At 70.4% G+C, this 14,439-nt stretch carries 9 protein-coding genes; 6 read left to right on the top strand and 3 right to left on the bottom strand.

Annotation, left to right across the window (positions count from 1 at the left end; genetic code table 11):
• Both creB and ACHWVH_RS19130 read right to left on the bottom strand, forming a co-directional pair.
• Entirely contained in the window at positions 1 to 711 is a 711-nt protein-coding gene (gene creB / locus ACHWVH_RS19135) for a two-component system response regulator CreB (RefSeq protein ID WP_295923939.1), read from the bottom strand.
• Positions 712 to 802: 91 nt separating this feature from the next.
• On the bottom strand, positions 803 to 2,743 hold the full coding sequence (locus tag ACHWVH_RS19130; RefSeq protein WP_394687777.1) for a diguanylate cyclase: 1,941 nt from the start codon (positions 2,741 to 2,743) through the stop codon (positions 803 to 805).
• Between the two features lie 241 nt (positions 2,744 to 2,984).
• Here ACHWVH_RS19130 and ACHWVH_RS19125 point away from each other — a divergent pair, with 241 nt between their 5' ends.
• Positions 2,985 to 3,842 carry a 23S rRNA (adenine(2030)-N(6))-methyltransferase RlmJ gene (locus ACHWVH_RS19125; protein ID WP_394687776.1) on the top strand — a complete coding sequence of 286 codons (858 nt, stop codon included), beginning with the start codon at positions 2,985 to 2,987 and terminating at the stop codon, positions 3,840 to 3,842.
• A 27-nt stretch (positions 3,843 to 3,869) separates the two neighbouring features.
• Here ACHWVH_RS19125 and ACHWVH_RS19120 read toward each other — a convergent pair whose 3' ends face one another.
• The gene (locus ACHWVH_RS19120) at positions 3,870 to 4,835 is read right to left on the bottom strand and encodes a YwqG family protein (protein WP_394687775.1); all 966 of its coding nucleotides are present in this window, start codon (positions 4,833 to 4,835) and stop codon (positions 3,870 to 3,872) included.
• 132 nt (positions 4,836 to 4,967) lie between these two features.
• On the opposite strand from ACHWVH_RS19120, the gene ACHWVH_RS19115 reads away from it, so the two are divergent.
• From ACHWVH_RS19115 to ACHWVH_RS19095, 5 genes are all read left to right on the top strand, one after another.
• Positions 4,968 to 5,510, top strand: a complete 543-nt coding sequence (locus ACHWVH_RS19115; RefSeq protein ID WP_017909572.1) for a GNAT family N-acetyltransferase — start codon at positions 4,968 to 4,970, stop codon at positions 5,508 to 5,510.
• A 115-nt stretch (positions 5,511 to 5,625) separates the two neighbouring features.
• Positions 5,626 to 9,303 carry a transcription-repair coupling factor gene (gene mfd, locus ACHWVH_RS19110; protein WP_394687774.1) on the top strand — a complete coding sequence of 1,226 codons (3,678 nt, stop codon included), beginning with the start codon at positions 5,626 to 5,628 and terminating at the stop codon, positions 9,301 to 9,303.
• Between the two features lie 455 nt (positions 9,304 to 9,758).
• The gene (locus ACHWVH_RS19105) at positions 9,759 to 10,079 is read left to right on the top strand and encodes a lipid asymmetry maintenance protein MlaB (RefSeq protein WP_017908422.1); all 321 of its coding nucleotides are present in this window, start codon (positions 9,759 to 9,761) and stop codon (positions 10,077 to 10,079) included.
• Positions 10,080 to 10,092: 13 nt separating this feature from the next.
• The gene (locus ACHWVH_RS19100) at positions 10,093 to 12,192 is read left to right on the top strand and encodes a chemotaxis protein CheA (protein WP_394687773.1); all 2,100 of its coding nucleotides are present in this window, start codon (positions 10,093 to 10,095) and stop codon (positions 12,190 to 12,192) included.
• A 57-nt stretch (positions 12,193 to 12,249) separates the two neighbouring features.
• On the top strand, positions 12,250 to 14,388 hold the full coding sequence (locus tag ACHWVH_RS19095; protein ID WP_295923951.1) for a methyl-accepting chemotaxis protein: 2,139 nt from the start codon (positions 12,250 to 12,252) through the stop codon (positions 14,386 to 14,388).
• Positions 14,389 to 14,439: the final 51 nt, after the last annotated feature.

Genomic DNA, 14,439 nt, shown 5'->3' with positions numbered 1-14,439 from the left:
TCAAGCCTCCAGCGCGTAGCCGAGGCCGCGGTGGGTGCGGATCGGATCGTCGGTGGCGCCGGCCGCGCGCAGCTTGGCGCGCAGGGTCTTGATATGGGTGTCGACGGTGCGGTCGGCGCTGTCGGCGCTGCTGTCCCAGCCGCGGTCCATCAGTTGCGCGCGACTGAGGATGGCGCCGGGCCGCTGCAGCAGCGCTGCCAGCAACGCATACTCGTAGCGGGTCAGGTCCAGCACCGCACCGCGCCAGCGGATGCGGCGGCCGTCGCGGTCGATGGCGAAATCGCCGTGCTGCTGCCAGCCGGCCTCGGCATTGCCGACGACCACCGCCGGGCGCCGCAGCCGCGCCCGCACCCGCGCGACCAGTTCGCGCGGCGAGAACGGCTTGGCCACGTAGTCGTCGGCGCCCAGTTCCAGGCCGAGCACGCGATCGATCTCCTCGTTGCGCGCGGTCAGGAACAGCACCGGCACCTGGCTGAAACCGCGCAGCGTGCGGCACACCTCGAACCCGCTCAGATCCGGCAGACCGACGTCCAGCACCACCACGTCGATGCCGCCCTCGCGCAGCTGCGCCAGTGCCTCGCGCCCGAGCTGGCAATGCCGCACCGCGTAGCCCTCGCTGCGCAGCGCGTACAGCACGGTGTCGGCGATGGCGGATTCGTCCTCGACCACGAGGACACAGGCGGCGGCAGGCGTGGACATGGCGCGCAGCATAGCCGCCGCGCGGGCGCCGCGGCAGTCCGTCCGGCCATTCCGCGGCACCGCTCGTGGATCGGCACGGAACCCGACGCGCACCTGCGGCGCGTCAGCTGTCGCTGCCGCCGCGCGCGTTGGCCGCGCCCGGCGCCGACGCCAGTTCCACCCGGTTGCGGCCGCCGTGCTTGGCTCGGTACAGCGCGGCATCGGCGCGCGCCAGCAGCGCCTGGCTGCTCTCGCCGGCGCCGGCCTCGGCGACGCCGATGCTGACGGTCAGGCGCAGGCCCGGCACGACCGCGTCGAACGACTGCCGCTCCAGCACCTCGCGCAGCAGCCCGGCCAGCTCCCGTGCCTCGGCGCAGGCGGCGCCGGGCAGCAGCGCCAGGAATTCCTCGCCGCCGGTCCGGCCGAAGCTGTCGTTCCTGCGCAGGCTCTGCCGCAGGGTCGTGGCGACCAGCCGCAGCACCTGGTCGCCGGCCGCATGGCCGTGCTCGTCGTTGATCCGCTTGAAGTGGTCCACGTCCAGCGCCAGCACCGACAGCGGCATGCGTCCGCCGCGCGGCAACGCCGCCAGCGCGGTGTCCAGTTCGCCCAGGACCTGGCGCCGCGAGGCGACGCCGGTAAGGCTGTCGATCCGCACTTCGCGGCGGGCGCCGCGCAGGCGCCCGAGGGTCAGGAACAACACCCCGACGAGCACCGCCAGCAACAGCAGCGCCGCGCCCAGCAACGCGCGTCGCAGGGTCGCCTCGCGCTCCATCGCCTGCAGCCGGTTACGCTGGGTTTCCGCCTTCTGCGCCAGTTGCAGCGCCGCCAGATCGCGCTCGCGGCTTTCCGATTCGGCGATGAGGAACTGCGATTGCTCGCGCTGCATGCGCGTATCCAGTTCCTGCTGCACGCGCATCTGCGCCTCGCGCGCATCCAGTGCCTGGCGCCAGGCGGCCAGCGCGCGCAAGGCGGTGGCCTTGAGGTCCAGCACGTCGCTGAGGCTGCGCAGGTCGCCGTTGGCGCGATAGCCCTGCTCGGCTTGTTCGGCCAGCGCCAGCGCGGCCCGCGCATCGCCGCTGCGCTCGGCGATCAGCGCATCGACGTAATCGCGGCGCGCGCGCATCAGCCGCGTGGCGCCCATCGCGACCAGTTGCGCCTCGGCCTGCTGCCGCTGCGCCCGCGCCTGCGGCAGGTTGCCCAGCAACGCGTTGACCCGGGCCGCGCGCAGCAACAGCGACGCCTGCGACCCCTCCAGCGGATGTCGGCCATGCAGCTCGGCCGCGCGCAGGTAGGCAGCCAGCGCCGCCGGCAGATCGCCGCGTTGCTCGGCGATGGCGCCTTCGCGCTCCACCGCCAGCGCCTGCATGTAGCCGCCATCGCCCTGCCTGGCCCGCTGCAGGACCTCGGCGACGACCTGCTGCGACAGGTCCGGCAGGCCCATGTCCAGGTAGGCGTCGGCAATGCCGATCAGGGTCAGCAGCGCGACCCAGCCGCCATCGCGCCGTGCGTCCAGCGCGCGCAGTTCCTGCAAGGTACGCAGCGACTGCGCGTAGTGGCCGGCGTCGCGCTCGGCGAAGGCACGCATGCGCAGGGCCGCCGCGCGCAATCGCGGGAACCGCTGCGCGTCGGTCAGCGCCAGGATCGTGGTGGCGGGCCGCAGATAGGCCGGGCGCTGGCCGTCGTTGTACAGCGCATAGGTTTCGCACAGCAGGTACTCCAGGCGGACCTGCACATGGGTGCGCGCGATCGCGCCGCGCTCGCCGCGCCGCGCCTGCTCCACCGCCGCGGCCGGGCCCTGCGGAAAATGCTGGCAGTCGAAGGCGTCCAGGCGCGCCCCCCGCAGCGGGTCGCCGGCGGGCAGCAGCGCCTGCAGGCGCGCATGCGCGACGCGGTAGGCCTGCTCGTCGGCGGCCATGTCCTTGCCGTGCGCACCGACATCCTCGATCAGCGCATCGAACGCCGCAGCTTGCGCTGCGCCCGAGGGCGCGGCTTCGGCACGGGAGGCGCCGCAGGCGGCGAACGGCAGCGCCAACGCCAGGACAACGAGCAACAGGGGAGAAGACATGCGCATGCGAACCGTGGACCCGCCGGCCGCCCACGCGGTATCGGCACTGCGCACCCGAACGCTCCGACGACGCCTGCGCCCGGATGCACAGGCCCATCGTCCACACCTTCCGGCCTCATGCCCGGTAGGCGCCGTGCGGCCGCCAGCGGTCGCCCGGCTAGTGTACCGCGGCCGCGGACCCGCCCCGCCCGGCACCTCGGCAGGCGTGGCCGGCCGGCGTGGCGCCCCGTACACTGCGCGGATGAATTACCGCCACGCCTTCCACGCCGGCAACCATGCCGATGTCCTCAAGCACATCGTGCTGCTGGCGCTGCTCGATGCGTTCAAGCGCAAGGACAGCCCGTTCTTCGTGCTCGATACCCACGCCGGGCGCGGCCGCTATCTGTTCGCGGCCAGCGAGGCGCGCAAGACCGGCGAGGCCGCCGCCGGCGTGCTGCGGTTGATGGGCCAGCCGACCCTGCCCGACGTGGTGGAGCGCTACCTGCGCGCGGTGCAGGCCGACAATCCGGTCGGTGCCCTGGTCGCCTACCCTGGTTCGCCGCTGCTGGTGGCGCAGGCGCTGCGCGCGCAGGACCGGCTGGCCGCCTGCGAGCTGCAGGCCGAGGAAGCCGCCGAACTCAAGGCGTTGTTCACCCACGACCGCCGCGTGCAGGTGCATGCCGGCGACGGCTATGCGGCGATCAAGGCGTTCCTGCCGCCCAAGTCCGGGGCCAACCGGATCGGCCGCGGGCTGGTGCTGATCGATCCGCCCTACGAAGCGCAGGACGCCGAGTACCCGCTGATCGTGGCCGCGCTGCGCGAAACGCTGAGCCGCTGGCCGCAGGCGGTGTGCGCGGTGTGGTATCCGATCAAGCAGCGCCGCAGCCTGCAGCCGTTCTTCCGCAAGGCCGCGGCCCTGCCGGTGGCCTCGGCGCTGGTCGCCGAACTGCAGGTGCGCCCGGACGATTCGCCGCTACGGCTCAACGGCAGCGGCATGCTGCTGCTCAATCCGCCCTGGCAGTTCGAGCAGACGCTGGCGCAGGCGCTGCCGCCGCTGAAGGCGCACCTGGGCGAAGCCGGTGCCAGCACGCGCCTGGAATGGCTCAAGCGCGAAGCATGAGGTACGCGGGGCGGCGCACGCGCGCGCTCAGAAGCAATCCCAGTTATAGGCGATGCGGCTGAAATCGCCGCGCCGCAGGTCGTCCGGATCGATGAAGAAATTGGCGACGCCGCTGTCGCCCCACATCATCTCCTCGTCGCTGTCCAACTGCAGCAGCAGCACCTGCTTGTCCTGCAGGGTACGCGGGTCTTGCTGGGTGAACTCCGGGTAGCCGCCGAGCTTGTTGCCGCCACGGCTCAGGGCATCGAACAGCGCGTCGTCCACCGCATCCTGCGACACCGCGTGGCGCTTGGCGTAGGCGGCGGCCACCTCTTCCAGTGGTTTGCCCAGCACCTGCTCGAAGCGCACATCGCTGCTGCCGATGGTTTCCTCGCCGGCGTCGAACCGCATCGCCCGCGGCCGCGCCGGATCGAACGGCAACGTGTCGGCCGCTGGCAACGGCACCTCGGCCTGCCGCGCCGACGCCTTCGGCTGCGGCCAGTACACCACGCGGAAATTGCGTTGTTCGCTCAGCGCGGCCAGGTCGCTGCGCGCACCACCGAAGTTGGCCCCGTAGAAGTCGTCGTCGCCGCCGATGAAGAACTGCAGCATGCCCTGGCGCGGGTAGCCGGGCAGCGGCGGCATCCGCGCCAGATCGATCTGCGCCAGCAACGCCAGCGGCTGGCCATCGGCCGCATGCGGATACGGCTTGTCACCGGTCCAGTAGGGGCGCCCGCCGACCTTGCTGGCCAGGCGATCGTCCTGCGCCATCGGCCGCAGTTGCAGTTGCACCACCGGCCGGCGCGTGGCCTGCAGGCGCGCCTGGTACGGGGCCAATGCCTGCGTCGCCAGCTGCTCCGCATCGGCGACTGGAGCGGCGGTGGTGGCGGTCGGCGTGTCGTGGTGCTGCGCGCGCAGCAGCCACCTGCCACCGCCCACCAGCAGCCCCACCAGCAGCGTGGCCAAGCCCAGCCCGATCGCCGCGGAGACGGCCACGGCATGCGATGTCTTCATCGTCGCGCATTCCCTTGAACGAAGCGCCACTCTAGCAAGACCACCCGATCGGCACATCGGCAGGACGCTGCGTTCACGGGCGTAAGGTTTTGGTAATGCGAGAATCCAGGCTTCGTCGAGGATCATACGGCCATGGCTACCCGCAACCGCATGCCTCCGTGGCATGAAACCTTCACCCTGCCCAGCGGGCGCGAACTGCTGATCCGTCCGATCCGGCCGGAGGACAGCGCGCCGCTGCAAGGTGCCTTCGGCCTGCTCGGGCCGACCGAGATCCGCGAGCGCTTCCTGCATTCGACGCAGGAACTGACCGAGGACATGGCGCAACGCCTCACCCATCCCAATCCGAAGTCGGAACTGATCCTGGTCGCAGCCGAGCCGCTGCCGCCTGGAGAAGCCGTGGTCGGTGCGGTGGCGCGCGCCGCGATCAACCCGGGCACCCGCGAGGCGCAGTACGCGATCCTGGTCAGCAGTTTCGTCTCGGGGCAAGGACTGGGCCGGCAGCTGATGCGCAAGCTGGTCAAGTGGGCGCGCCGCAAGTATCTGGACCGGCTCTACGGCGACGTGCTCGAACGCAACGTGCCGATGCTGCAGCTGGCCGAGTCGCTGGGCTTCCAGCGCATGCCGCATCCGGACAATCCGGACCTGGTGCGGGTGGTGCTGGAACTGGGCAGCTGAAAACTCGGGACCCGGGACCCGGAAAATCCAGAGCTCCGCAGGCAGCTTCAGCTCCTGCTCTTACGTGCCCCCGGTCGCGGGCCCCGGGTCCCGACCTTGCTAAACTAGTTGGTCCATGCCGCCCCTTCCCTTCCCCGTTCCGCCGCTGCCCAAGTCCGGCCAGCTCCGCGCGCACTGGCGCGCCCCCGCGTCCTCCACCGCTCTGGCCTGGCACATCGCCTGCGCCGCGTCCGCGCACCGCGGGCCGTTGCTGGTGGTCGCACGCGACAACCAGAGCGCGCATCAGCTCGAAGCCGACCTGCATAGCCTGCTCGGGGAGGATCCCAGCCTGCCGGTGGTGCCGTTCCCGGATTGGGAAACCCTGCCTTACGACCAGTTCAGTCCGCACCCGGACATCGTCAGCCAGCGCCTGGCCGCGCTGCACCGGCTGCCGACGCTGACCCAGGGCATCGTGGTGGTGCCGGTGCAGACGCTGATGCAGCGGGTGGCGCCGCTGCGCTACATCGTCGGCGGCAGTTTCGACCTGCGCGTGGGCCAGCGCCTGGACCTGGACGCGGAGAAACGCCGACTGGAAAGCGCGGGATACCGCAACGTGCCGCAGGTGATGGACCCGGGCGACTTCGCCGTGCGCGGCGGCCTGCTCGACGTGTACCCGATGGGCACCGACGCGCCGCTGCGGATCGAACTGCTGGACGAGGACATCGATTCGATCCGCGCCTTCGACCCGGAATCGCAGCGCTCGCTGGACCATGTGCAGGCGGTGCGCATGCTGCCCGGGCGCGAAGTGCCGATGGACGACGTCAGCGTGGAGCGGGTGTTGACCGCGCTGCGCGAACGCTTCGACGTGGACACCCGGCGCAGTGCGCTGTACCAGGACCTGAAGGCCGGGCTGGCGCCGTCGGGCATCGAGTACTACCTGCCGCTGTTCTTCCAGGAAACCCGCAGCAGCGGCGCACGCGAGGCCACCGCCACCCTGTTCGATTATCTGGGCGAGCACGTGCTGCCGCTGATCGCACCGGGCGTGGGCGCCGCCGCCGATGCGTTCTGGGCGCAGACCCAGGCCCGCTACGAGCAGCGCCGCCACGACGTGGAGCGCCCGCTGCTGGCGCCGGAGGAGCTGTACCAGGCGCCGGACGCGCTGCGCGAACGTCTCAACGGGCTGCCGCGCATCGACGTGTGGGCCGCCGACCACCCGCGCATCGACGAGGCACAGGCGCTGGGCGACCAGCCGCTGCCGCCGCTGCCGGTGGCGGCCAAGGACGCCGCGCCGGGCGCGGCGCTGAAGAGCTTCCTCGATCACTACCCGGGCCGGGTGCTGATCGCGGCCGATTCGCCCGGCCGCCGCGAGGCGCTGCTGGAAGTGTTGGCGGCCGCGGAGTTGAAGCCGGAGGTGCTGCCGAATTTCGCGGCATTTGTTCCTTCTCCCACCGGGAGAAGGTGGCGCGAAGCGCCGGATGAGGGTGCGGCGTCTGCGCGGCCATCATCGAAGAAGGCATTTGCTTCTGCTTCGTCCGGATCCTCGACAGCAGCGCAGGCGAACATCCCTAGCGGTCGTACCCTCACCCCAACCCCTCTCCCGGGGGGAGAGGGGCTCGACTCCGGCGCGATCGCTGCACGCTTTGCCATTGCGGTTGCGCCGCTCGACGACGGCTTCGCGCTGGAGGAGCCGCGGATCGCGGTGCTGACCGAGCGCCAGTTGTTCCCCGAGCGTGCCAGCCAGCCGCGGCGCAGCCGCCGTGTGGGGCGCGAGCCGGAAGCGATCATCCGCGACCTGGGCGAGCTGTCCGAGGGCGCGCCGATCGTGCACGAGGACCACGGCGTCGGCCGCTACCGCGGGCTGATCGTGCTCGATGCCGGCGGCATGCCCGGCGAGTTCCTGGAAATCGAATACGCCAAGGGCGACCGGTTGTACGTGCCGGTCGCGCAGTTGCACCTGATCAGCCGCTACTCCGGCGCCTCGGCCGAGACCGCGCCGCTGCATTCGCTGGGCGGCGAACAATGGACCAAGGCCAAGCGCAAGGCCGCCGAGAAGGTGCGCGACGTGGCCGCGGAGCTGCTGGAGATCCAGGCGCGCCGCCAGGCCCGCGCCGGACTGGCGCTGCAGGTGGACCGGGCGATGTACGAGCCGTTCGCCGCCGGCTTCCCGTTCGAGGAAACCCCCGACCAGTTGGCCGCGATCGACGCCACCCTGCGCGACCTGGCCAGCAGCCAGCCGATGGACCGGGTGGTCTGCGGCGACGTCGGCTTCGGCAAGACCGAGGTCGCGGTGCGCGCGGCCTTCGCCGCGGCCAGCGCCGGCAAGCAGGTGGCGGTGCTGGTGCCGACCACGCTGCTGGCCGAACAGCACTACCGCAACTTCCGCGACCGCTTCGCCGACTACCCGCTCAAGGTCGAAGTGCTGTCGCGCTTCAAGAGCAGCAAGGAGATCAAGGCCGAGTTGGAGAAGGTCGCCGCCGGCAGCATCGATGTGATCGTCGGCACCCATCGCCTGCTGCAGCCGGACGTGAAGTTCAAGGACCTGGGCATGGTCATCGTCGACGAAGAGCAACGCTTCGGCGTGCGCCAGAAGGAAGCGCTGAAGGCGCTGCGCGCCAACGTGCACCTGCTGACCCTCACCGCCACGCCGATCCCGCGTACCTTGAACATGGCCATGGCCGGCCTGCGCGACCTGTCGATCATCGCCACGCCGCCGCCGAACCGGCTGGCGGTGCAGACCTTCGTCACCCAGTGGGACAACGCGCTGTTGCGCGAAGCCTTCCAGCGCGAACTGGCGCGCGGCGGCCAGCTGTACTTCCTGCACAACGACGTGGAGAGCATCGGCCGCATGCAGCGCGAGCTGAGCGAGCTGGTGCCGGAGGCGCGCATCGGCATCGCCCACGGGCAGATGCCCGAGCGCGAACTGGAAAAGGTGATGCTGGATTTCCAGAAGCAGCGCTTCAACGTGCTGCTGTCGACCACGATCATCGAATCGGGCATCGACATCCCCAACGCCAACACCATCGTCATCAACCGCGCCGACCGCTTCGGCCTGGCGCAGCTGCACCAGTTGCGCGGCCGCGTCGGCCGTTCGCACCATCGCGCCTACGCCTATCTGCTGGTGCCGGACCGGCGCAGCATCACTCCCGATGCGCAGAAGCGGCTGGACGCCATCGCCTCGATGGACGAACTGGGCGCCGGCTTCACCCTGGCCACCCACGATCTGGAGATCCGCGGCGCCGGCGAACTGCTGGGCGAGGACCAGAGCGGGCAGATGGCCGAGGTCGGCTTCAGCCTGTACACCGAACTGCTGGAACGCGCGGTGCGCAGCATCCGCCAGGGCAAGCTGCCGGACCTGGATGCCGGCGAGGAAGCGCGCGGCGCCGAGGTGGAGCTGCATGTGCCCGCGCTGATCCCCGACGACTATCTGCCCGACGTGCATACCCGTCTTACGTTGTACAAGCGCATTTCCAGCGCCCGCGACAGCGACGGCCTGCGCGAACTGCAGGTGGAGATGATCGACCGCTTCGGCCTGCTGCCGGATCCGGTGAAGCACCTGTTCGCGATCGCCGAACTGAAGCTGCAGGCCAATGCGCTGGGCATCCGCAAGCTGGAACTGGGCGAACACGGCGGGCGCCTGGTGTTCGAGGCCAAGCCCAACGTGGATCCGATGACCATCATCCAGATGATCCAGAAGCAGCCCAAGCTGTATGCGATGGATGGCCCGGACAAGCTGAAGCTCAAGCTGCCGCTGCTGGAAGCGGCCGACCGCTTCAATGCCGCGCGCGGCCTGCTGACCGCGCTGTCGCCACGCTGAGCGACGCGGGCGCGTCCGCCCGCGCCGGCTCCCGCACGCGGCCCGCTGCCGCGACCCCGCACCCCTCTGCCCCGCCCCCGCCCCGGACCGCCACAACGTTCGGTGGCGTATGGGCGCTCACACCGCTGTGTTCTCTGGCCTGCAGCGGTCTTCACGTGAAGACCGCCGCCACGTCGCACGTATGGCGCGGCTTTTTGACGCCTTCCCCGTTGCCGCGACTGGCACGGCGCGTGCAGAGACGTAGGGACCGACCGCATCGGCGCGGTTATGGGATCCGCGTCCTGGCACCGGTCTGAACCACTCAGGCTCGCGTGCGGCCTGCGAGACAAATGCTTCACGCAGGCTAAATATTTCTAAATATTTCCCGTCCGCGCCGATATCGCTGGTACCCAGGCCTGCACACGCCCTTCACGGCGTGGCGCCGGCTTTCCACTTGCCACTGCCGGAGACCCGCCATGCGCTCGACGCCCCCCGACGAACAGGATCCGCCGCTGCAGTTGATCGTGGACGGCGACATGACCATCCGCCATGCGGCCGAACTGAAGCCGCTGCTGCTGCCCGCGCTGGAGCATCCCGGCGGCCTGCGCCTGCAGGTGCAGGCGGTGAACGACATCGACGCCACCGGCGTGCAACTGCTGCTGGCCACCCAGGCCGCGCTGCGCGCGCTGGGACGGCCATTCCAGCTGGAGGGCTGCACCAAGGCGGTCGGCGACGCGCTGGACCTGCTCGGCCTGGGCGACGCGTTCGAGCGCGTCGGCGACGACACTCTTCACTAATCGGCAGCACGACATGAACATGGATCAATTGCTGCAGACCTTCATCGCCGAGAGCCGCGACCTGCTCGAGGACATGGAACGCAACCTGCTGGAAGCCGAGCGCGGCGAAGCCGGTCCCGACGCGGTCAACGCGATCTTCCGCGCCGCCCATACCATCAAGGGCTCCGGCGGCCTGTTCGATCTGGCGCAACTGGTCGGCTTCACCCATGTGGTGGAGAGCGTGCTGGACCTGGTGCGCGAGCAGGCCGTCGCGCTGGATTCGGAGCTGATCCAACTGATGCTGGCCTGCTGCGACCATATCCGCACCCTGGTGGAAGCGGCCGCCGGCGCCGAGGCGGACGAAGCCACGCTGGCCACCGAGGGTGCGCCGCTGCTGGAACGCCTGCAGACCTACCTGCACCCTGCTGCCGCGCCGGCCGCGAAGGCCAGCGCCGCCGCAACGCCCGCGGCACCGGCGCAGACCGGCTACTGGCGGATCTCGCTGCAGTTGTTCACCGATGCGCTGCGCTTCGGCAACTCGCCGCTGCACCTGATCCGCTGCCTGCGCAGCCTCGGCAGCCTGGAAGCGGTGCGCACCCGTCACGAGCGCGTACCGGCATTGCCGGAACTGGATCCGGAGGCCTGCTACCTGGGTTTCGACATCCTGCTGCGCAGCGACGCGCAGCAGGCCGCGATCGAGGACATCTTCGAATTCGTGCGCGACGACTGCGACCTGCAGGTGCTGGCGGTGGACCCGCACGGCGACGCCGCCAACCTGGACCTGCCGCTGCTGGTGGCCGAGGCCGGCAGCCAGGCCAGCGCCGACGACTTCGCCGGGTTCGAGAGTGCCGCCACACTGGAGGCCGCGCCGGCTGCAGCCGCGCCGGCTGCAGCCGCGCCGGCCATGCCCAGTGCGCCGGCCGCGGCAGCGGCCCCCGCCGCCAATGCCGGCCCCGCCAAGGCCGCCGGCGCGCGCGGCGAAGGCGGCTCGATCCGCGTCGACGCCGACAAGCTCGACCGCATGATCGACCTGGTCGGCGAGCTGATCATCGCGGTCGCCAGCACCGGCGCCAACGCGCAGCGCACCGGCGATGCGCAGTTGCTGGAATCCACCTCGATCCTCGCCGGCCTGGTCGAGGAGGTGCGCGAAAGCGCGCTGCAACTGCGCATGGTCAAGATCGGCGGCACCTTCAGCCGCTTCCACCGCGTGGTCCACGACGTGGCCCGCGAACTGGGCAAGGACATCGCGCTGGTGGTCAACGGCGAGGACACCGAGCTGGACAAGTCGGTGGTGGAGAAGATCGCCGATCCGCTGACCCACCTGGTGCGCAACGCCATGGATCACGGCATCGAACCGGCCGAGGTGCGCCAGGCGCGCGGCAAGCCGGTGCGCGGCACGGTGCGCCTCAACGCCTTCCACGATTCCGGCAGCATCGTCATCCAGATCAGCGACGACGGCGGCGGCCTCAACCGCGACCGGATCCTGGCCAAGGCGCTGGAGCGCGGCCTGATCGAACCCGGCCGCCAGCTCTCCGACCGCGAGGTGTTCGCGCTGATCTTCGAGCCGGGCTTCTCCACCGCCGAGAAGGTCACCAACCTGTCCGGCCGCGGCGTCGGCATGGACGTGGTCAAGCGCAACATCGCCGCGCTGCGCGGCAGCGTCGACATCAGCAGCCAGCAGGACGTCGGCACCACCATCTCGGTGCGGCTGCCGCTGACCCTGGCGATCATCAACGGCTTCCAGGTCGGGGTCGGCAAGTCGGTGTTCGTGGTGCCGCTGGACGTGGTCGAGGAATGCGTGGAGTTCGCACCGAACTACCAGAGCGAGTACATCGACCTGCGCGGCAACGTGCTGCCCTACGTACGCCTGCGCTCGCTGTTCGCCATCGCCGGCGCGCCGCCGGCGCGCGAGAGCATCGTGGTGATCCGCCAGGGCTCGCAGCGGTTCGGCCTGGTGGTCGACACCCTGCTGGGCGAGTGGCAGACCGTGATCAAGCCGCTCTCCAAGGTCTTCGCCCAGGTCAAGGGCATCAGCGGCTCCAGCATCCTCGGCAGCGGCGGGGTCGCCCTGATCCTGGACGTGCCGTCGCTCATCGGCCAGTTGCAACCCGGCACCGAATCGCTGGCGGCCTGAGCCGCCGCATCGCCTGCCGTCATTCCTACGTCACGCCATCAACCAGGAATCGCCGTCATGTCCCAGAACCGGACGCCCATTACCACCCTGCCGACCGCCGCGGTCGTCGCCATCGCCCTGCCCGCCGCCGCGGCCGTCGCGGCGCTGACGCTGCCACTGGCCGGCGGCATCGCCTGGACTGTGGTCGCCGTGGCCACGCTGGTCGCCGGCCTGCTACTGGGCCGCAGCGTGCGCGCGGCACAGCAGGCGGCCGCTGCCGCGCAGCGCGAGCTGGAGCTGGCCCGCACCGGTCTGCAAGCGCTGGCGCAGGGCGAACTGGACCGCGTGGACGCGGCGACCGGCGGCAGCGAGATCGGCCAGGCCCTGCTCGCCGCGCAGCGGCCGCTGCGGCAACTGCAGGCCGACGTCGCGCACATGACCAGCGCCCACGCCGCCGGCGACTGCGACGTGGTGCTGGATGCGACCCAGGCCGGCGGCGCCTACCGGACCCTGGTCGGCGACATCAACCAGCTGGTCGGGGCCCACATCGGCGTCTGCAAGCAGGCGATCGACTGCGTGGGCGAATTCGGCCATGGCAATTTCGCCGCGCCGCTGGCTGCGTTCCCGGGCAAGAAGGCCTACATCAACGACACCATCGAGCAGGTGCGGCGCAACATGCTCGGCCTGATCGCCGAGATGCGCCGCGTCTCCGAGCAGCACGAGGCCGGCGAGATCGACGCCAGCATCGACAGCGCGCACTTCCAGGGCGACTTCCGCGGCATGGCCGACGGCATCAACCGCATGGTCGGCAGCCACATCGCGGTCAAGAAGCAGGCGATGGGCGTGGTCGCCGAGTTCGGCCGCGGCAACTTCGACGCGACCATGCCGCCGCTGCCGGGCAAGAAGGCCTTCATCAACGAGACCATCGAGCAGGTGCGCGGCAACTTCAAGCGCCTGATCGGCGAGATCGCGCGCATGTCCGACGAGCACGACAAGGGCGACATCGACGTGCAGATCGACTGCACCCATCTGGACGGGGAGTTCTGCGCGATCGGCAAGGCCATCAACCGCATGGTCGCCGCGCATATCGCGGTCAAGAAGCAGGCGCTGGGCGTGGTCGCCGAGTTCGGCCGCGGCAACTTCGACGCACCGATGCCGCAGTTGCCGGGCAAGAAGGCCTTCATCAACGAGATCATCGAACAGACCCGCGGCAACCTGCGCAGCGTCGGCGACGTGATCAAGGTGATGGGCGCGATGGCCGAGGGCGACCTCAGCCGCCAGGTGCAGGGCCACTACGAGGGTGCCTTCGCCGACATGCAGCGCTACGTCAACGCCACCATCGACAAGCTCACCAGCATCGTCAACGAGGTCAACGGCAACGCTGTCACCCTGGCCAGCGCCGCCGAGGAACTGTCCTCCACCGCGCAGTCGCTGAGCCAGGCGGCCAGCGAGCAGGCCGCCGGCGTGGAGGAGACCAGCGCCTCGCTGGAGCAGATGACCGGCTCCATCGCGCAGAACGCGGAGAACGCCAAGATCACCGACGGCATGGCCGCCAAGGCCTCGCGCGAGGCCGCCGAAAGCGGCGAGGCGGTCCGCGCCACCGTCTCGGCGATGAAGGAGATCGCACGCAAGATCGGCATCATCGACGACATCGCCTACCAGACCAACCTGTTGGCGCTGAACGCGGCGATCGAGGCCGCGCGCGCCGGCGAGCACGGCAAGGGCTTCGCGGTGGTCGCCGCCGAAGTGCGCAAGCTGGCCGAGCGCAGCCAGGTCGCCGCGCACGAGATCAGCGACGTCGCCAGCACCAGCGTGAACCTGGCCGAGACCGCCGGGCGCCTGCTCGGCGAGATGGAACCGTCGATCCGCCGTACCTCCGACCTGGTGCAGGAGATCACCGCCGCCTCCGAAGAGCAAAGCTCCGGCGTCGGCCAGATCAACACCGCGGTGGTGCAGCTCAGCCAGACAACACAGCAATCCGCTGCCAACGCTGAAGAATTGGCCGCCACGGCCGAAGAAGTAAGCAGCCAGGCCGAACAGTTGCAAACGCTCATGAGCTTCTTCACCACCGGCGCCACGCCCACCCCGGCACCGGCCCCGCAGCCGCGGCGGCTGCCGACGCCGATGCAACGCGGGCCACGTGCGCGCAGCTTCGGCGGGCCTGCCGCCACGGCGCAGGCCGCACGCCTGGAAGAAGCCGCGTTCGTCTCGTTCTGATCCATCTCCGCACCGGCCCGGCAGGCCGGTGCCTCTCTATCCCGCACAGGT

This window comes from uncultured Xanthomonas sp. (assembly GCF_964278005.1).
Taxonomy (GTDB): domain Bacteria; phylum Pseudomonadota; class Gammaproteobacteria; order Xanthomonadales; family Xanthomonadaceae; genus Xanthomonas_A; species Xanthomonas_A sontii.
This window is presented reverse-complemented; position numbering and strand designations above follow the sequence as displayed.